Source organism: Pseudomonas sp. CLCA07 (assembly GCF_053615335.1).
The window spans coordinates 4,585,403-4,602,913 of sequence record NZ_CM132131.1 but is presented as its reverse complement, the minus strand read 5'-3'; the positions used below and the strand labels follow the sequence as shown (position 1 = coordinate 4,602,913).

The following is a 17,511-nucleotide window of genomic DNA, read 5'->3' as shown; positions in this document are numbered from 1 at the left end:
AACTTGTGTTATGGCGGCTGTGCGTGGGACGCCTTCTGGCGTGCCGGTTTCCTTGACTCCCGGTTTACCAACCTGCGCGCAGCTGCCACCCATTCGCTTGGTAACGAAAGTGGCAGCTCCTTATGTCAAGGAGTTGGAAAAATGCACACTGTAAATCCGTACAAAATTGGTCTTTTCTCTCAGCGCGACTCCATGTTGCGTAAAGTTCCATCGCTCGATCTCTTCCAAAACCGCCCCTTCACTGGAGGTGGAAAATGACCGAATCTGCAGAAGCAAAAACGATCGGCTTCACCCCCATTTATTGCTCAGACAATGCAATGTTCCACGTAAGCGCGGGAGTGCCCATCAGTCTTGCATTGGCACAGGCTTCTGATTTTCTGTTCCTGGCTAAGGCGCTCGCAGAGGATGCAGCTTATGCAAAGGACACCGACCGTCATGCTTGGGCTGCGCACTATTTGACTTCGATGGGAAAAGCGCTGATCGATGATGTGGTGAAGGCTGTTTCGCCACGGCCTGTTCGGAAGAGTGAAAAGACAGCAAGTTAGTGCCTCGCCACTCTGAGTATTCGCCCGAGATATAGGGGCCTCCAACTCTGGTTGAAAGCGCAGCTAAAAATGCCCTGAGCGAAACGTCAGAAACGAAAAAGCCCCGTAACTTTTCAGCTGCGGGGCTTTTTCTATGTAATGGCGGAGAGATAGGGATTCGAACCCTAGGTACCGGTGAAGGTACAACGGATTTCGAATCCGTCCCATTCGGCCACTCTGGCATCTCTCCAACGGCGCGCATCATAACAACACTTTCGCAGGAAGCGAACCCCCTAAGCGAAATTTTTCCGTGCTATCAGATGCTTGCGTCGATTAAAGCGGTACGCCCAGACGATTGGCGACTTCTTCGTAGGCTTCGATGACGTCACCGAGGCCCTGACGGAAGCGGTCCTTGTCCATTTTCTTGCCGGTGGCCTTGTCCCACAGGCGGCAGCCGTCCGGGCTGAATTCGTCGCCCAGGACGATGGAGCCGTCGTGGAATACGCCGAATTCGAGTTTGAAGTCGACCAGCAACAGGCCGGCGTCGTCGAACAGTTTGCTCAGGACTTCGTTGACCTTGAGCGACAGTTCTTTCATGCGAACCAGTTGCTCGGCGGTGCCCCAACCGAAGGCCACGACGTGGGATTCATTGATGAACGGGTCGCCCTTGGCGTCGTCCTTCAGGAACAGTTCGAAGGTGTAAGGGTTGAGCTTCATGCCTTCTTCGACGCCCAGGCGCTTGACCAGGCTACCGGCGGCGTAGTTACGCACAACGCACTCGACCGGGATCATGTCGAGTTTTTTCACCAGGCATTCATTGTCGCCCAGCAGTTTGTCGAATTGCGTCGGCACGCCGGCGGCTTCGAGTTTCTGCATGATGAAGGCGTTGAACTTGTTGTTCACCATACCTTTGCGGTCGAGCTGCTCGATGCGCTTGCCGTCGAACGCCGAGGTGTCGTTGCGAAACAGCAGGATCAAGCGGTTAGCGTCGTCGGTCTTGTAAACCGATTTGGCTTTGCCGCGGTAGAGTTCTTCACGTTTTTCCATGATGGGCTCCGCTTGCTAAGTAGGTGGGCTAGGCGATGTGTCGCCAGTCGAGCCCTGAATCTTGATCGGCCAGTTGCAGCCATTCCGGATCGCACCCGAGGGTGTCGACAAAACATTGCCGGGCCAGCTGCGGCAGGTTGTTCTTGCTGCTCAGATGGGCCAGGACCAGGTGTTGCAGGCCTTGCCAGCCCAACTCGGACACCAGGAATGCCGCCTGGTGGTTGTTCAAATGTCCCAATTCACCGCCCACCCGCTGCTTCAGAAAGTACGGGTAGTGACCGCGAGCCAGCATGTCACGGCAATGGTTGGACTCGATCATCAACGCATCGAGGTCCCGATAGCCGTCCAGCACCTTGTTGCAATACGAGCCCAGGTCGGTCAACAGGCCGAAGCGCCGCTCACCGTCGCTGAAGACGTATTGCGTCGGCTCCTGTGCATCATGGGCCACGGCAATGACACCGATGCTCAGAGCGCCGATCTGCAGTTGCTCGCCGCCGGCCAACAGGCCAGCCGGTTCAATCGGTTTGCGCATCCCGCGCAGGGTCCCGCGACTGAGGTAGACAGGCAGATTGTAGCGCCGAGACAGCAAACCCACGCCATGCACGTGGTCGGCATGTTCGTGGGTCACGAGTATCGCGCTCAGCTGCGCCGGCTTTACACCCAGGCGCAGCAGGCGTTTTTCGGTTTCTCGCAGGGAGAAACCACAATCCACCAGCACATACGTGTCATCGCTGGCTATCAGCGTGCCGTTCCCTTGGCTACCGCTGCCGAGAACGGCAAAACGCATGTGATCAGCCCAGTTTGTCCTGAATCTCGCTCAACACTTTGCGCGCCACGTCTGCCGGTGCAACGGTGTTAATGTTCTTCTCGACGGTGACCTGGACGTTTTCGCCAACCTTGCTCAGGCGAACCTGATAACGCTCGGCACGGGCTTCCACTTCTTCCTTGCTCGGCGCGGTGCCGAACAGGCTGCTGAGGAAACCAGGCTTATCGTCTTTATTCTCGGCTTTTTCGGACAAGTTGATGTAGTACAGGCCCAGGCTGCGGTTGATGTCTTCAACGCGCCATTCGCCCTGTTCCAGCGCACGACCGACGCTCGACCAGGCACGATCCAGGTCGGTGCCGACGTTCAGAACCGGGTTGCCGCTCCCGTCTTCGCTCAGGCTGACACGACTTGGTGTATCGAAATCACGCGAAGCCAGCATGGAGACCGAACCGCCCTTCTCCGAAATGCGGCTCATGCTCGCGAGCATGTCGTTGGTCAGTGCCGCGTCCAGGCCGGTGTTGAGCGAACGGTTGGTGAACTCCACGTCGGCAGTGCTGCCGGCAGGACGTTCGGCGCTGACCACATAGATTTCACTGGTGTTGCGCTGCACGCCCGGCTCGATACGTACCCGCACGCGGGTTTGGCTGTCGGTGCTCACGCCGGCTGCGCTCATGCGCTTGGCCATTGCGGCGGACAGTTCGTCGGAATGCTGCCAGGTTGTGGTGAATTCGCCGGTTTGCGGACGCTGTTCATCCAGACGGAAACCGTTGTCCTGGAAGAACTGTACAGCCACTGGCCAGATTTCCGCCGGTGGGTTTTGCGCCAGGATCGAGCGCGAATCGCCGACTTTCTGCAGGGAGTAAGGACTGGCATCGACCGACGCCGACAACGGCTGTGGACGAGGAACGATGTATTCGCCCTTGGCGGTGTCATCAGCCACGTTACGCGGAATCGGCAGCAGCGGGTCCAGACGTTTGGCGTCTGTGATATTCGCTGGCAATTGCATCGGTGGAGTCTGTTGCGCTTCCAGGTAATCGCTACCACGGTCACGGAAATAACCTTCCGGGCCCCAGACCCATCCACAGCCACTCGTGCTGGAGATGATCAAGGCAAGTGCGGAAAGTCCGGCCATTCGCTTCATGCGTTGTACTTCCTCAATTAAACCAGGACGCCGGACTGGCGCATGGCCTGCCGCAGCGGTTCGTGACAGGCAGCACTGAGCCAGGTGAGCGGCAGACGGATACCGTCCGGCATCAAGCCCATTTCATGCAGAGCCCATTTCACGGGAATAGGGTTGGATTCGATAAACAGGGTTTTATTGAGCGGCATCAGCTTTTCGTGAATCGCGCGAGCGGTCACGGCATCGCCTTTCAGGGCAGCGTTGCACAGGTCGCTCATGTCACGCGGCGCAACGTTGGCGGTGACCGAGATGTTGCCTTTGCCGCCGAGCAGGATCAGCTCGACTGCGGTGGCGTCGTCACCGGATAGCACCACGAAATCTTTACTCACACCATCAATGATGGCCTTGGCACGGCTCAGGTCGCCGGTGGCTTCCTTGATGCCGATGATGTTTTTCACGGTCGACAGGCGGATCACGGTTTCGGTCAGCATGTCGCACGCTGTACGGCCGGGCACGTTGTAGAGAATTTGCGGGATATCGACAGCTTCGGCGATGGCCTTGAAGTGCAGGTACAGGCCTTCCTGGGTCGGCTTGTTGTAATACGGAGTCACCAGCAGGCAAGCGTCGGCACCGGCGTTCTTCGCATTGGTGGTCAGCTCGATGGCTTCGCGAGTCGAGTTCGCGCCAGTCCCGGCGATCACCGGAATGCGCCCTGCAACCTGCTTGACCACGTAACGAATCACTTCGATGTGCTCGTTCACGTCGAGGGTGGCCGATTCACCTGTAGTGCCGACCGCCACGATGGCGTGGGTGCCGTTTTGCAGGTGAAAGTCCACCAGTTTGCTCAGGCTGTCCCAGTCGAGATTACCTTGTGCATCCATGGGTGTGACCAGTGCCACCATACTGCCCGCAATCATGCAACCGCTCCTGCCGGAAAAAGAGAGCCGTAATGGTACTGGCGCCAAGATGCTTGTACAAGCGAAGTACTGCGCTGCCGCCATTCCCCTTGGCGCTGCTTTTCGCTACCCTTCAGACTTTGATCGGTACTGATAAGCTCGTACGCCAGTTTCCAGCCTCCATTTACGGCATCACAAGCCCCGATCCAGCGTTGCCACCCCTCGCTCCTGCCTCACTGGAGCATGTTGCAACCTTGTGGCTCGGGTTTTCTGAATTCGCATCCGCAGGCTCGTTCCCGGAAAAAAGCCTTTTGACGTATCGACCGCTCATCGCTTTAGGAATGCTGCATGTCCACCCCCACAGTTCGCGAACAATTCCTTGTCATCAGTGCCCTCGGCGCCAACCCCATGGAGCTGACTAACGTCCTGTGCCGCGCCAGCCATGAAAATCGCTGCGCCGTGGTCACTTCCCGCCTGACCCGTCATGGCGAGTGCAGTGCGTTGATCCTCGAGATTTCCGGCAGCTGGGACGCCCTGGCGCGCCTGGAAGGCAGCCTGCCGAGCCTCTCCAAAAAGCATGCGTTCACCGTCAATGTGGTGCGTAGCGCGGCGTTGGAGAATCGTCCTCAGGCGCTGCCTTACGTGGCTTATGTCAGTTCGGCCTATCGCTCGGACATCATCAATGAGCTGTGCCAGTTCTTCATGGACCACAACGTCGAACTGGAAAACCTGACCTGCGACACGTATCAGGCGCCACAGACAGGCGGCACCATGCTCAACGCCACGTTTACCGTGACCTTGCCGGCCGGCGTGCAAATCAGCTGGCTGCGCGATCAGTTCCTGGATTTCGCCGACGCGCTGAACCTGGATGCCCTGATCGAACCGTGGCGCCCACAAAACCCAATGTAAGGAAGCTTTCATGGCCGTTGCCATCGACCAACCGGTCGCCGACTTCGAAGCACCCGCCACCAATGGACAGACCGTCAGCCTCGCGGGCCTTAAAGGCAAGCAGGTGGTGATTTACTTCTACCCGAAGGACAGCACGCCAGGCTGCACTACTGAAGGCCAGGGCTTTCGCGATCAGCTAGAGGCTTTTAAAGCGGCCAACACCGAAGTGTTCGGCGTATCCCGTGACAGCCTCAAGTCCCATGAGAACTTCAAGAGCAAGCAGGCGTTCACCTTTGAGCTGATCAGCGACAAGGAAGAAGCACTTTGCCAGTTGTTTGATGTGATCAAGTTGAAGAAGCTGTATGGCAAGGAATACATGGGCGTTGATCGCAGCACGTTCCTGATCGACAAGAACGGTGTGTTGCGCCAGGAATGGCGTGGCGTGAAGGTGCCGGGGCATGTGGATGCAGTTTTGGCAGCGGCTCAGGCGTTGAACAAGGGCTGATTTATTCGGCGCCTGTTCGGACGCCTTCCCGAGCAGGCTCGGTCCCACCTTGGTTTTGTGTTCACCACAAATCATCTGTGGGAGTGAGTCTGCTCGCGAAGAGGCCCTTTGCCTCACCTCATTTTCCAGAATGATGCTTAAAGCAGCGGCGCCACCTCCGGTTCCTTACGCGGCCACGCATCCAGCACGGCTTTGAACAGCGTCGCCAGCGGAATCGCAAAGAACACACCCCAAAACCCCCACAACCCGCCAAACAACAGCACCGCACAAATGATCGCGACCGGGTGCAGGTTGACCGCCTCCGAGAACAGCAATGGCACCAGCACGTTGCCGTCCAGCACCTGAATAATCCCGTAGACCGCCATCAAGTAGATGAACTGATCGCTCCAGCCCCACTGGAACAGCGCAATCAGCATGACCGGCACGGTCACCACCACGGTGCCGACGTACGGCACCACCACCGACACGCCTACCAACAAGGCCAGCAGCGCCGCGTAGTTGAGGCCAAGAACGACAAAACCGATATAGGTCACACCACCGCAGATGAAAATCTCGATGACCTTGCCGCGAATGTAATTGGCGATCTGCCGATTCATTTCGTGAGCGACTCGGGTGATCAGTGCCCGCTCACGGGGCAGGTAACCGCGAACCCACTGGCCGATCATTTCCCGATCTTTCAGAAAGAAGAACACCAGGATCGGCACCAGAACGAGGTAAATCATGATGTTCACCAGCAGCGGCAGACTCGACAACGAGAACGTCAGCGCCCACTGGCCGAACTTGCCGATTTCGCCGCGCGCCACTTCGATGAACTGCAATACCTGTTCATCAGACACCATATGCGGATAGCGCTCGGGCAACAGCAATAACAACGACTGCCATTTTGCGAGCATGCCGGGCAACTCGTTGAACAGTGTAAGCAACTGATGCCAGAGCAACGGCACCACGACAATCAAGAAGACCAGCAGTGCCCCCATGAACAGCGCGAAGACCAGCCCCACCGCCACGCCACCGGGCATGCGCAGGCGTTCGAGGGTGGCCACCAGGCCCTGCATGAGATACGCCAGCACCATCCCGGCCAATACCGGCGCGAGCATGCCGCCCAAGGTGAGTACGGCGGTGAATGCCAGAAACAGCAACACGGCCAGCACCACGGCTTCTTCATCGGAAAAGTAGCGCTGAATCCAGTCGCGTAACACTTTGAACATCAATATTCCTTAGAAACGAACGCCGCAGGTTTCAGGCTTTTTTTAACCAGTAGCGGTAGACACCCGCCTCATCTTCTTCACGAAGCAGCGTATGACCGGCCAATCGGGCAAAGGTGCGGAAATCGCGCTGAGAACCGGCATCCGTGGCGATCACCTTGAGCACCGCGCCACTGGCCATGCGATTGAGTTCCAGCTTGGCCTTGAGCAACGGCAACGGACAATTCAGGCCGCTGGCGTCCAGTTCGGCGTCATGGGCTACAGCATCGGTCATTACTTCACTCCGGGCACGTGGTTGAGAGGCTTAGAATATCTGGTCGCAAGCCCAGTGTCCGGCTACAGTAAGGACTTTGTCGACTAAGGCTTTGTGCATGACTTTTTTGCGCCCTACCCTGCTGACGCTCGCTTGCCTGCTTGCCTCACCTGGCTTTGCCGACGACCTGCCGTCACTTGGCGACGCCAGTTCTGCCATCGTCTCGCCGCAACAGGAATACCAGTTGGGCCGTGCCTGGCTGGCACTGTTGCGCAGCCAGGTCCCGCAACTCAACGATCCACAACTCAAGGATTACGTCGAATCCAGCGTTTACCGATTGGTGGAAACCAGCCAGGTGAGCGACCGGCGACTAGAATTCATCCTGATCAACAGCCCGCAACTCAACGCCTTTGCGGCGCCGGGCGGGATTGTCGGGGTCAACGGCGGCTTGTTCCTCAATGCGCAGACCGAGGGCGAATACGCGTCGGTACTGGCTCACGAACTGGCTCACTTGTCGCAACGCCACTTTGCCCGAGGCATTGAAGCCCAGCAGCGCATGCAAGTGCCGATGATGGCCGCCCTGTTGACCGGGATCGTGATTGCGGCAGCCGGTGGCGGCAATGCCGGGATTGCGGCCATTGCGGGCACTCAAGCGGCGGCCATTCAGGAGCAACGGCGTTTCTCGCGCCAGAACGAACAGGAAGCCGACCGCATCGGCATTGTCAATATGGAAAAAGCCGGTTACGACCCACGCTCGATGCCGAGCATGTTCGAGCGCTTGGCGCGCCAGTACCGCTTCGACGCCAAACCGCCGGAATTTTTGATGACTCACCCGGTTACCGAGTCGCGGATCGCCGATACCCGCAACCGCGCCGAACAGGCCCCACCGGGCGGCATCGAAGACTCCATGCGTTATCAGCTGATTCGTGCACGAGTCCAGTTGTTCTATGAAGAAACCCCCGGCCTGGGCGCCAAGCGCTTCCGTGCCTTGCTTGATGAAAACCCGAAAAATGATGTCGCACGCTATGGTTTGGCGATTGCCCAAATCAAGGGGGGTCGGCTGAATGAGGCTCGGGAGAACCTCAAGCTGCTGCTGGCAAAATCGCCGAACGAGATCATCTATAACCTGGCGCAGATCGATCTGGACATGACCAACAATCGTCTGCCGGATGCTCAATCTCGCGTCGACCGAATGCTCGCTCAGTACCCCGGTAACTATCCGCTCAATCAGATACGTGTCGATTTGCTGCTGAAACAGGACCGCACCGCCGATGCTGAAAAGGCACTGGAAGGCCTGCTCAAGTCGCGTCCTGACGATCCCGACGTGTGGTATCAGGTGGCCGAGACTCGCGGCCTGTCGGGCAACATCATCGGCTTGCATCAGGCTCGCGCGGAGTACTTTGCGTTGGTCGGCGACTTTCGCCAGGCCATCCAGCAACTGGATTTCGCCAAACGTAAGGCCGGCAGCAACTTCCCACTGTCTTCGCGCATCGATGCGCGTCAGCGTGAGCTGATGGAACAGGAGCGCATGATCAAGGACATGATGGGCTGACTTTCAGCTTCAAAAGCCGGACACAAAAAAACCGCCTCTTTCGAGGCGGTTTTTTTATTCAGCCAACAACCGGATTAATCAGCCAGTTTGAAGGTGATGAAGCTGGCACGACCTTGGCGCAGAACCCGCATCGAAACCGAACGGTTCTTCGGCAGTGCCTTGGCAATGTCGGTGAACTCCTTGCTCGAGCCGATGGCCTGGTTGTTCAGGTGAGTGATGATATCACCTGGCTGCAAACCAATCAGGGATGCAGGGCCTTCCTGAACTTCCTTGATCACCACACCACCTTTGAGGTCGTAGGTTTTCTTCTGCTCATCGGAAAGCTCGGCGACGGAGACACCCAAACGATTACTGCTGATTTCAACGCCCGATTTAGGCATCGTACCCATATCTTTTTCTTCGTCAGGAATCGCGCCAACCGTTAGCTCGACATTCTTGCGCTTGCCTTCGCGAATCACTTCAAGATTGGCCTTGGAGCCCGCTTTCAGCGCGCCCACCAAGTGTGGCAAATCGGCTGACATGATGATCGGCTGGCCATTCATGCTCAGAATGACGTCACCGACTTGCAGACCACCCTTGGCAGCCGGGCCGTCGTCCTGGATCTGAGCCACCAGTGCACCGGCCGGCTTCTCAAGACCAAACGACTCGGCCAGGTCCTTGTTCACTTCCTGAATTACCACCCCCAACCAGCCACGGCTGACTTTGCCGCCATCTTTCAGTTGATTGGAAACATCCATGGCGACGTCGATAGGGATCGCGAACGATACGCCCATGAAGCCACCGGAGCGGGTGTAGATCTGTGAGTTGATCCCGACCACTTCGCCATTCAGGTTGAACAGCGGACCACCGGAGTTACCCGGATTGATCGGCACGTCGGTCTGGATGAACGGCACATAGTTTTCGTTCGGCAGGCTGCGCCCGATGGCGCTGATGATGCCTTGGGTCACGGTGTGGTCGAAACCAAACGGCGAACCGATGGCGACAACCCACTGACCGGCTTTCAGGTCCTGGGATTTACCGAGCTTGAGAACCGGCAGGTCCTTGCCTTCGATCTTCAGCAGCGCCACGTCGGAGCGCGGATCGGTACCGACCAGTTTGGCTTTCAGTTCACTGCGATCAGCGAGACGCACGAGGATTTCGTCGGCATCGGCAATCACATGGTTGTTGGTCAGAATATAACCATCAGGCGAGATGATGAAACCCGAGCCCAGGGACTGAGCTTCTCGCTGGCGATCACCGCGAGGCGAACGCGGTTGTTGAGGCATGCCCCTTTCAAAGAACTCGCGCAGCGCTGGCGGCAAGCCTTCAAGGTCCGGCATTTGCCCGGACACTTTGCGGTCAGGCAATTTCTGTGTGGTACTGATGTTCACCACGGCAGGCGAGGCCTGCTCGACGATCTGGGTGAAATCCGGCAACTCGGCTGCTTGAGCAGTGACCGCCTGACCAAGGATCAGCACGGTGGAAAAAATGGCGAGGTAGGACTTAAAGCGTGGTATCGACATACGGCTCCCGTTACGACGAGCAGGGTTGAGCGATATGGAGCAAGGGACACCGGGAACAATACGCCGGTATTTTTGTTCCGGAAACAACAAAACAAGGCTAGAGCCGTGAAACTCTAACCTATAGAAAAATTCAGGTTTGTTTGCAAATTGAAATGCTCACCAAACATTTCGACATTCACTCACTACTTGGTTGCAGTAGCATCGGTGCGCATCGACAGCGCAATCCGTTCAGCAGTGCCTATCGGGATCTCACCGACCACGGTCACCATCATTTCGCCCTGAGGCGTGGTCAGGCGCCGGGATACAGCGACAGTGGGTCCCAACTGTGTGCGGGTGTCCGTCACAGTTGCGCCATTCAATGGTTCAAGGAATACCGAGAAACGCGTCAGACCGTCGTCATACATCAGACTGTTGACCTGAGCTTTGGTCTGCGGGTCCTTGCGAGCGCTGCTGCTGGTCAATTCGAAACCGGGTGGTAACCAATCCGAATGCCAGACTTGAGCCGTTTTAATGGCGGAAGCCTTGTCACTGTCGAGAGTGACGGCCTTGCAATCGTCGCCTGCCTGCAAGTCGCTGTCAGACGGCACCTTGGTGGTATCCAATTGCGTAAACTGGAATCGCTCCAGCAACTGCCCTTTGTCATTGAGCAACAATGACTTGAGCGGCAGGCCGGTTTCTTTATCCAGATGAAGCTCAAAACCGTATCGGTGCTGATCACGTGGCGTCAGCGAAACAATCACCGCCGCACGCCCAGCCACACGCGACTTGCCAATGACGGCAAGGTCGTACCAATTCTTTAACTTTTGGGGATCCAGTGCACGAGCAGCGGAATTGGGAGTATCCCCAAGTCCTGCTATCAGGGTGCCGCTGACGCATTGAGTATGCCCATCAATGCGCACGACTTCCTGTGCTGAGCCATCGAGCTGGAGTAAACGCTCTCGGACTTTGCCATCCTGGACGCGATGCCAGATGTTATGGGTAGAAAAACTACCGTTACGCTCGTAAACGAATGTGCCGTGAAAGCTTTGCTGTTGCTCGGCCTGACCCAGACGGGTCAACCAATCCTGGGCCTCATCAGCGTGGGCTGGAACAACAAACCAGCCTGCGAGTAGAAGCGAAAGTAGAGGTATGGAGCGCATGATCCTCCTTAACGGTTTTCCAGGCTTGCTGCACGAGCATAAGGCAGCGCACTTTCAGTGCCTTTCAATGCAGCCTGTTGAGCATGTTGGCGCAAGTAGCTTGGCAGACGCTGATCGTGCCAGCCTGGCTGACCTTGCAAAACACCGTTGGCCATGGGGCCAGTGGCATCCGAACTCTCATTGTAGCCTGCTAATACAGCTGGGCCTTTAACCTGAGGAGCGGCCAGACCTGGTTGATTGGATTGCTGAGCCAGTTCGACACCAGCGATCTCGTCCTGATTGTACAAACGAACGCCAGCCAGTACAGCAAGTGTGACCGAAGCGGCAACTGCCAGACGACCCAGGCTGCGCCATGGACCACGGGAGGCTTTTGCCGGCACAGCTTCGTCGGCCAGCGCAGCAGACACTGCCGCAGCGATATCCAGGCGTGGAAGCAGCAAGTCCTTGTGCATGACTGCCCGAGCGATTTGGTAACGAGCCCAGGTTTCACGGGTTTCAACATCGTCCAAGGCATTTAATACCCGACGCAATTCCAGTTCATCCGCTTCGTTATCCATCACTGCGGACAGCGATTCCTGCAGGGCTTCACGACTCATGGCGTTCCTCTCTTGGCTATCGCCGCTGTCTCAGTTTTCCTGCAACAACGGCTGCAGGGCTTTATCGATGGCTTCCCGAGCGCGGAAGATCCGGGAGCGCACGGTACCCACCGGACACTGCATGACTGCCGCAATGTCCTCGTAACTCAGACCATCAAACTCACGTAAAGTTAAAGCTGTACGCAAATCTTCTGGCAGTTGCTGAATGGTTCGATGGACGGTGCCTTCAATCTCATCCCGCAGCAACGCACGTTCTGGCGACTCGAGATCCTTGAGGCCATGATCGCCATCGTAGAACTCTGCATCCTCGGAACTGACATCACTATCCGGCGGCCGACGACCGCGTGAAACCAGATAGTTTTTCGCCGTGTTGATGGCGATGCGGTAAAGCCACGTGTAAAACGCGCTGTCTCCGCGAAAATTTCCAAGCGCTCGGTACGCCTTGATAAAGGCTTCCTGCGCCACATCCTGGGCTTCATGGGTGTCGTGCACGAAACGCACGATCAACCCGAGAATTTTGTGCTGGTATTTCAGCACTAGCAGATCGAAAGCTCGCTTGTCGCCACGCTGAACGCGCTCGACCAGCTGCTGATCCTCTTCCTGGGTTAGCATGAACACTCCTCGATAAGCTCGGAGGAGGCTTGCATAACTGAACGACCAGACTTGCAAACATAGACTCGGGCTTTTCGCAAAAGTTCTCCCCCTCCAAGCAAGTTTCCTGCGGGCTCTGATTTGGCACGCACGAAAAGCGCAGCGCGGTTTACCCGGCTGCGCGAATAATCTTGTCATCGGATTCGCCAGCAAGGATCAAACTACAGATCCTGCCCTGAAGCCGACACTGTCCCTTGAATCTGGCAACCGTCTATTGATCTTGGGCCTTTGGCAAAAGTTCCATATTTATAAATGGACGGCACCGAGATTGTGCAACCGTGAATAGAAAAATACTGTTAAATCGACGATACAGTCGTCTTGTCGTCGATTCGACCAAAAAACCATCCGACGAAGCGTCGGGTATTTCCCGTCACAGTAGTTTCACAATGCCATTGACGCTCGGGTATTGTGCCGCGCCCCCCCTCTATATACTAGTGGGCTGTGTGGCCGACTGACTCGCCGTTCCAGCAGTCATGCGCCAACCCCGACCCGGGTCGCTTTGAGCGGAATCCTGAAATGAGCCAACAGTTTCAACATGATGTTCTGGTGATTGGCAGCGGTGCTGCCGGTTTGAGTCTTGCGCTGACCTTGCCCGATCATTTGCGCATCGCGGTACTGAGCAAAGGCGACCTCGCCAATGGCTCGACTTTCTGGGCCCAGGGCGGCGTCGCGGCCGTTCTGGATGATGCCGACACCGTCGAGTCTCACGTCGATGACACTCTCAATGCCGGCGGCGGCCTGTGCCACGAAGATGCTGTTCGTTTTACCGTCGAACACAGCAAAGAGGCGATCCAATGGCTGATCGACCAAGGTGTGCCGTTTACCCGCGATGAACAATCTGGCACCGAAGACGGCGGGTTCGAGTTTCACCTGACCCGCGAAGGCGGCCACAGCCATCGGCGCATCATTCATGCGGCCGATGCCACGGGCGCCGCGATATTCAGAACATTGCTGGCCCAGGCAAAACAACGGCCTAATATCGAATTGCTGGAACAGCGCGTCGCGGTGGACCTGATCACCGAAAAACGTCTGGGTCTGGAAGGCGACCGCTGCCTTGGCGCTTATGTGCTCAATCGCGGGACCGGCGAAGTCGACACCTACGGCGCACGCTTCGTCATCCTCGCATCCGGTGGCGCGGCCAAAGTCTACCTCTATACCAGCAACCCGGACGGTGCCTGCGGTGATGGCATCGCAATGGCCTGGCGTTCTGGTTGCCGGGTAGCGAACCTGGAGTTCAACCAGTTCCACCCCACCTGCCTTTACCACCCGCAGGCAAAAAGCTTCCTGGTCACCGAAGCCCTGCGCGGCGAAGGTGCACACTTGAAGCTGCCTAACGGTGAACGGTTCATGCAGCGCTTTGACCCGCGCGCAGAACTGGCACCACGGGACATTGTTGCCCGGGCCATCGACCATGAAATGAAGCGCCTGGGTGTCGACTGTGTCTATCTGGACATCAGCCACAAATCCGAAGCGTTCATCAAGTCGCACTTTCCAACGGTGTACGAACGCTGCCTCGAGTTTTCCATCGACATTACCAAGCAGCCGATCCCGGTGGTTCCGGCGGCGCACTACACCTGCGGTGGCGTGATGGTCGATCAGAACGGCCGCACCGACGTGCCAGGGCTGTATGCCATTGGCGAAACCAGTTTCACCGGCCTGCACGGCGCCAACCGCATGGCCAGCAACTCGCTGCTGGAGTGTTTCGTCTACGCCCGTTCAGCGGCGGCGGACATTCTTGAACAGCTGCCGCACGTGCCAATGCCAGTCGCACTGCCCATTTGGGATGCGAGCCAGGTCACCGATTCCGACGAAGACGTGATCATTGCGCACAACTGGGACGAACTGCGGCGATTCATGTGGGACTACGTCGGTATCGTGCGCACCAACAAACGCTTGCAACGGGCCCAGCACCGTGTGCAGCTGTTGCTGGACGAAATCGATGAGTTCTACAGCAACTATAAGGTCAGCCGCGATTTGATCGAGTTGCGCAACCTGGCCCAGGTAGCAGAACTGATGATCCAGTCAGCCATGGAACGCAAGGAAAGCCGGGGCCTGCATTACACCCTAGACTACCCCAATATGCTCCCGGTTGCCCTGGACACTATTCTGGTGCCGCCCACCTACGTCGACTGAACGCAAGTCGAACCCGCAGGCGTCGGTGCACATCCGCCGCCTGCGAGTCGCGGGGGACGCAGATCGATCTGACCCGCCGTTCGCCGCGCAGGCGAAACCGTAGCACCACGATCAATGGCAGCGCGAGGCTGTCCGGGCGCAGCTGCACCGGCTGCCAACCCTGCGCCTGATTCCATAACTGCCAACCCTCGGCGTCGCGTCGCAAGCCGCGAAATGCCTGTGGGTGTGTCAGCAAAACCTGACGCGGCAATACCCAAACGCCATGCGTCAGACAGCAGAAAGCGCCGAGCAGACTGGCCCAGACCGGTATAGACAGAAGAAACAACGAACCCAATGCGAATAGCTGGGCCAGGAGATACGCCGCCAGCAACTGCCGTGAGGCATGCCAGCGGCATTCGAACGTATTACTTGGGCTGGACACGGTCCAGGATCATGCGAACCATGCGCTGAAGCTCCGGATCTTCGGATTCGGCGCGTTCCATGAACCAGCCGAACATGTCCTGATCTTCGCACTCAAGCAGCTTGCGGTAGCAATCGCGGTCGACATCATTGAGGTGCGGGTAGACCTCTTTTACAAACGGCACCAGCAATACGTCCAGCTCAAGCATGCCGCGGCGGCTGTGCCAGTAGAGGCGATTCAGTTCAACATCTTCGACCATGGAGCGCTCCTCAAATAGGCGGCAAGTATACAGCCCCGGGCAGCGTCGAACAGTCGGCTTTGGTCGGGCACTGCCGACCTTTTGTGAACTACCCATTTCATGGTCGCCCCCTTATGATGTCCCCCAGACTCTTTACCCTGCGATGACCCATGGCCGATTCTGCTTTTTTCTGCACCCTGTCTCACGAAGGCGTTCTCGCGGTCCGCGGCGCGGATGCCGGCAAATTCCTGCAAGGCCAATTGACCTGCAACCTCAATTACCTGAGCGATACCCAGGCCAGTCTGGGCGCCCGTTGCACGCAAAAAGGCCGGATGCAGTCGAGTTTCCGCATTCTGCTGGAAGGTGACGGCGTTTTGATGGCGATGGCCACCGAGCTGCTGGAACCGCAGTTGGCTGACCTGAAAAAGTACGCCGTGTTCTCCAAATCCAAACTGACCGACGAAAGCGCCGCCTGGGTCCGCTTCGGCCTCGATCATGGCGATGCCGCGCTGAGCAGCCTCGGTCTTGAATTGCCGGCAGACACCGACAGTGTCGTGCGTCATGAAGGTCTGATCGCCATCCGCGTTTCACCGGATCGCGCTGAACTGTGGGTCGCCGCTGATCAGGCCAACACCATCAAGGGCAAGCTGACCGCCATGTTGCCCGAAGGAAATCTGAACCAATGGCTACTGGGCCAGATCCGCGCAGGGATCGGTCAGGTCATGCCAGAGACACGTGAACTGTTCATCCCGCAGATGCTCAATCTGCAAGCCGTCGGTGGCGTGAGCTTCAAGAAAGGCTGCTACACCGGCCAGGAAATCGTCGCGCGCATGCAGTACCTGGGCAAACTCAAGCGCCGCTTGTATCGTCTGACCCTCGATGCCGGCGCACTGCCCGTCCCCGGCACGCCGCTGTTTTCCCCGTCCCATGGCAGTTCCATCGGCGAAGTGGTCCTGGCGGCCAACGCGGAACAACACATTGAACTCCTGGCCGTGCTGCAAGCCGAAGCAGCTGAGGGAGGTGACATTCACCTCGGTACCCTCGAAGGACCGGCCCTGAACTTGCTCGACCTGCCTTACTCACTGGATCGCGACCGCGAAATCCAGCGTTAACCGCAGCATTTGTTGCAACACCCTAGAGAAACGAAATGAACGATCTGGCGGAAAAGGTCCAACAGGATTTGGTTGAGGCCATCGATAACGATGACCTGGTTCTGCCAACATTACCGGAAGTGGCCATGCAGATTCGCAAGGCCGCCGAAGACCCGGAAATCAGTGTCAGTACACTGAGCAAAGTGATCGGCCGCGATACGGCGTTATCGGCGCGCCTGATCAAAGTGGTCAACAGCCCGCTGCTGCGTGCGACTCAAGAAGTGAACGACCTGCACACGGCGATCACGCGACTGGGCGTCAACTACAGCAGCAACCTGGCGATCGGCCTGGTGATGGAACAGATTTTCCACGCCCGCTCCGAGGTGGTGCAACAGAAAATGCGCGATGTCTGGCGCAAAAGCCTGGAAATCGCCGGGGTCAGCTATGCCTTGTGCCGCCATTACACACAACTCAAACCCGACCAGGCCGCCCTAGGTGGTCTGGTGCATCAGATCGGCGTGTTGCCGATTCTGACCTACGCCGAAGATCACTATCAGCTGCTTTCTGACCCGGTCAGCCTCAACCATGTGATCGATCAGATTCATCCGTTGATCGGCGACAAACTGCTCAGGGTATGGGAGTTTCCGGAGAAACTGGTGAAGGTGCCAGGGCAATACCTGGACTTCAAGCGTGAGTCTGACCGGATTGATTATGTCGATCTGGTGCAAGTGGCCAGTCTGTATTGCCACAAGGATACCGATCATCCGCTGGCTCGAATCGATGTGTTCAACGTGCCGTCGTTCAAGAAGCTAGGGATCGATCCGCAGAACGAGGCGATGTGCCGGGATCTGGAAGAATCGCGGTCGATGTTTTACTGATCATTGTGGCGAGGGGGCTTGCCCCCGTTGGGTCGCGCAGCGGCCCCAGCTACTTGGCTGGCCAGAAACATAGTCTGTGCAGGTTTTACGACTGCTTCGCAGTCGAACGGGGGCAAGCCCCCTCACC

The 17,511-nt window shown here is 57.4% G+C and carries 19 protein-coding genes and 1 tRNA gene; 7 read left to right on the top strand and 13 right to left on the bottom strand.

Features of this window, described 5'->3' with window-relative positions:
* The first annotated feature begins 254 nt into the window (after nucleotides 1-254).
* On the top strand, nucleotides 255-545 hold the full coding sequence (locus tag ACWGZX_RS21160; RefSeq protein WP_452625296.1) for a DUF3077 domain-containing protein: 291 nt from the start codon (nucleotides 255-257) through the stop codon (nucleotides 543-545).
* 139 nt (nucleotides 546-684) lie between these two features.
* Here the strand turns inward: ACWGZX_RS21160 and ACWGZX_RS21155 are convergent.
* From ACWGZX_RS21155 to dapA, 5 genes are all read right to left on the bottom strand, one after another.
* Nucleotides 685-774 (bottom strand) — tRNA-Ser (locus tag ACWGZX_RS21155).
* Nucleotides 775-857: 83 nt separating this feature from the next.
* The gene (gene purC / locus ACWGZX_RS21150) at nucleotides 858-1,571 is read right to left on the bottom strand and encodes a phosphoribosylaminoimidazolesuccinocarboxamide synthase (protein ID WP_007944067.1); all 714 of its coding nucleotides are present in this window, start codon (nucleotides 1,569-1,571) and stop codon (nucleotides 858-860) included.
* Between the two features lie 28 nt (nucleotides 1,572-1,599).
* Nucleotides 1,600-2,358, bottom strand: a complete 759-nt coding sequence (locus ACWGZX_RS21145; RefSeq protein ID WP_452625295.1) for an MBL fold metallo-hydrolase — start codon at nucleotides 2,356-2,358, stop codon at nucleotides 1,600-1,602.
* A gap of 4 nt (nucleotides 2,359-2,362) precedes the next feature.
* Nucleotides 2,363-3,478 carry an outer membrane protein assembly factor BamC gene (bamC, locus tag ACWGZX_RS21140; RefSeq protein WP_452625294.1) on the bottom strand — a complete coding sequence of 372 codons (1,116 nt, stop codon included), beginning with the start codon at nucleotides 3,476-3,478 and terminating at the stop codon, nucleotides 2,363-2,365.
* A gap of 17 nt (nucleotides 3,479-3,495) precedes the next feature.
* Nucleotides 3,496-4,374, bottom strand: a complete 879-nt coding sequence (gene dapA, locus ACWGZX_RS21135) for a 4-hydroxy-tetrahydrodipicolinate synthase (protein WP_452625293.1) — start codon at nucleotides 4,372-4,374, stop codon at nucleotides 3,496-3,498.
* 327 nt (nucleotides 4,375-4,701) lie between these two features.
* On the opposite strand from dapA, the gene ACWGZX_RS21130 reads away from it, so the two are divergent.
* A complete protein-coding gene (locus tag ACWGZX_RS21130; protein WP_027925530.1) occupies nucleotides 4,702-5,262 on the top strand; it encodes a glycine cleavage system protein R in 561 nt (186 codons plus the stop codon).
* 10 nt (nucleotides 5,263-5,272) lie between these two features.
* Nucleotides 5,273-5,746 (top strand): peroxiredoxin, encoded by a 474-nt coding sequence (locus ACWGZX_RS21125; RefSeq protein ID WP_452625292.1) that lies wholly within the window; start codon nucleotides 5,273-5,275, stop codon nucleotides 5,744-5,746.
* Between the two features lie 137 nt (nucleotides 5,747-5,883).
* On the opposite strand, the gene ACWGZX_RS21120 is transcribed toward ACWGZX_RS21125, so the two are convergent.
* Both ACWGZX_RS21120 and ACWGZX_RS21115 read right to left on the bottom strand, forming a co-directional pair.
* Nucleotides 5,884-6,954: an AI-2E family transporter gene (locus tag ACWGZX_RS21120; protein ID WP_452625291.1), complete on the bottom strand. Its 1,071-nt coding sequence runs from the start codon at nucleotides 6,952-6,954 to the stop codon at nucleotides 5,884-5,886.
* A 31-nt stretch (nucleotides 6,955-6,985) separates the two neighbouring features.
* Nucleotides 6,986-7,225, bottom strand: coding sequence for a sulfurtransferase TusA family protein (locus ACWGZX_RS21115; protein WP_028621876.1), 240 nt, complete (start codon nucleotides 7,223-7,225; stop codon nucleotides 6,986-6,988).
* A gap of 97 nt (nucleotides 7,226-7,322) precedes the next feature.
* On the opposite strand from ACWGZX_RS21115, the gene ACWGZX_RS21110 reads away from it, so the two are divergent.
* On the top strand, nucleotides 7,323-8,756 hold the full coding sequence (locus tag ACWGZX_RS21110) for a M48 family metalloprotease (RefSeq protein ID WP_452625290.1): 1,434 nt from the start codon (nucleotides 7,323-7,325) through the stop codon (nucleotides 8,754-8,756).
* Nucleotides 8,757-8,830: 74 nt separating this feature from the next.
* Here the strand turns inward: ACWGZX_RS21110 and ACWGZX_RS21105 are convergent, their stop codons facing one another.
* The 4 genes from ACWGZX_RS21105 to rpoE all read right to left on the bottom strand — a co-directional run bounded on the left by ACWGZX_RS21105 (nucleotide 8,831) and on the right by rpoE (nucleotide 12,605).
* Nucleotides 8,831-10,258: a DegQ family serine endoprotease gene (locus ACWGZX_RS21105; protein ID WP_452625289.1), complete on the bottom strand. Its 1,428-nt coding sequence runs from the start codon at nucleotides 10,256-10,258 to the stop codon at nucleotides 8,831-8,833.
* Between the two features lie 182 nt (nucleotides 10,259-10,440).
* Nucleotides 10,441-11,397 (bottom strand): MucB/RseB C-terminal domain-containing protein, encoded by a 957-nt coding sequence (locus tag ACWGZX_RS21100; RefSeq protein ID WP_452625288.1) that lies wholly within the window; start codon nucleotides 11,395-11,397, stop codon nucleotides 10,441-10,443.
* An 8-nt stretch (nucleotides 11,398-11,405) separates the two neighbouring features.
* Nucleotides 11,406-11,993, bottom strand: a complete 588-nt coding sequence (locus ACWGZX_RS21095; protein ID WP_223511329.1) for a sigma-E factor negative regulatory protein — start codon at nucleotides 11,991-11,993, stop codon at nucleotides 11,406-11,408.
* A 30-nt stretch (nucleotides 11,994-12,023) separates the two neighbouring features.
* The gene (gene rpoE / locus ACWGZX_RS21090) at nucleotides 12,024-12,605 is read right to left on the bottom strand and encodes an RNA polymerase sigma factor RpoE (protein WP_007944079.1); all 582 of its coding nucleotides are present in this window, start codon (nucleotides 12,603-12,605) and stop codon (nucleotides 12,024-12,026) included.
* Between the two features lie 555 nt (nucleotides 12,606-13,160).
* Here rpoE and nadB point away from each other — a divergent pair.
* Complete coding sequence (nadB, locus tag ACWGZX_RS21085) at nucleotides 13,161-14,777, top strand: L-aspartate oxidase (protein WP_452625287.1); 1,617 nt, start codon at nucleotides 13,161-13,163, stop codon at nucleotides 14,775-14,777.
* Here nadB and ACWGZX_RS21080 read toward each other — a convergent pair.
* Entirely contained in the window at nucleotides 14,746-15,198 is a 453-nt protein-coding gene (locus ACWGZX_RS21080) for a protein YgfX (RefSeq protein WP_452625286.1), read from the bottom strand. The two genes, nadB and ACWGZX_RS21080, sit on opposite strands and share 32 nt — an antisense overlap.
* The gene (locus ACWGZX_RS21075; protein ID WP_007944081.1) at nucleotides 15,182-15,436 is read right to left on the bottom strand and encodes an FAD assembly factor SdhE; all 255 of its coding nucleotides are present in this window, start codon (nucleotides 15,434-15,436) and stop codon (nucleotides 15,182-15,184) included. The genes ACWGZX_RS21080 and ACWGZX_RS21075 overlap by 17 nt, the downstream gene beginning before the upstream one ends.
* 149 nt (nucleotides 15,437-15,585) lie before the next feature.
* Between ACWGZX_RS21075 and ygfZ the strand changes: the two genes are divergently transcribed.
* Both ygfZ and ACWGZX_RS21065 read left to right on the top strand, forming a co-directional pair.
* Complete coding sequence (ygfZ, locus tag ACWGZX_RS21070; protein ID WP_452625285.1) at nucleotides 15,586-16,527, top strand: CAF17-like 4Fe-4S cluster assembly/insertion protein YgfZ; 942 nt, start codon at nucleotides 15,586-15,588, stop codon at nucleotides 16,525-16,527.
* A gap of 35 nt (nucleotides 16,528-16,562) precedes the next feature.
* Nucleotides 16,563-17,384, top strand: coding sequence for an HDOD domain-containing protein (locus ACWGZX_RS21065; RefSeq protein WP_452625284.1), 822 nt, complete (start codon nucleotides 16,563-16,565; stop codon nucleotides 17,382-17,384).
* The last annotated feature ends 127 nt before the right edge of the window (nucleotides 17,385-17,511 follow it).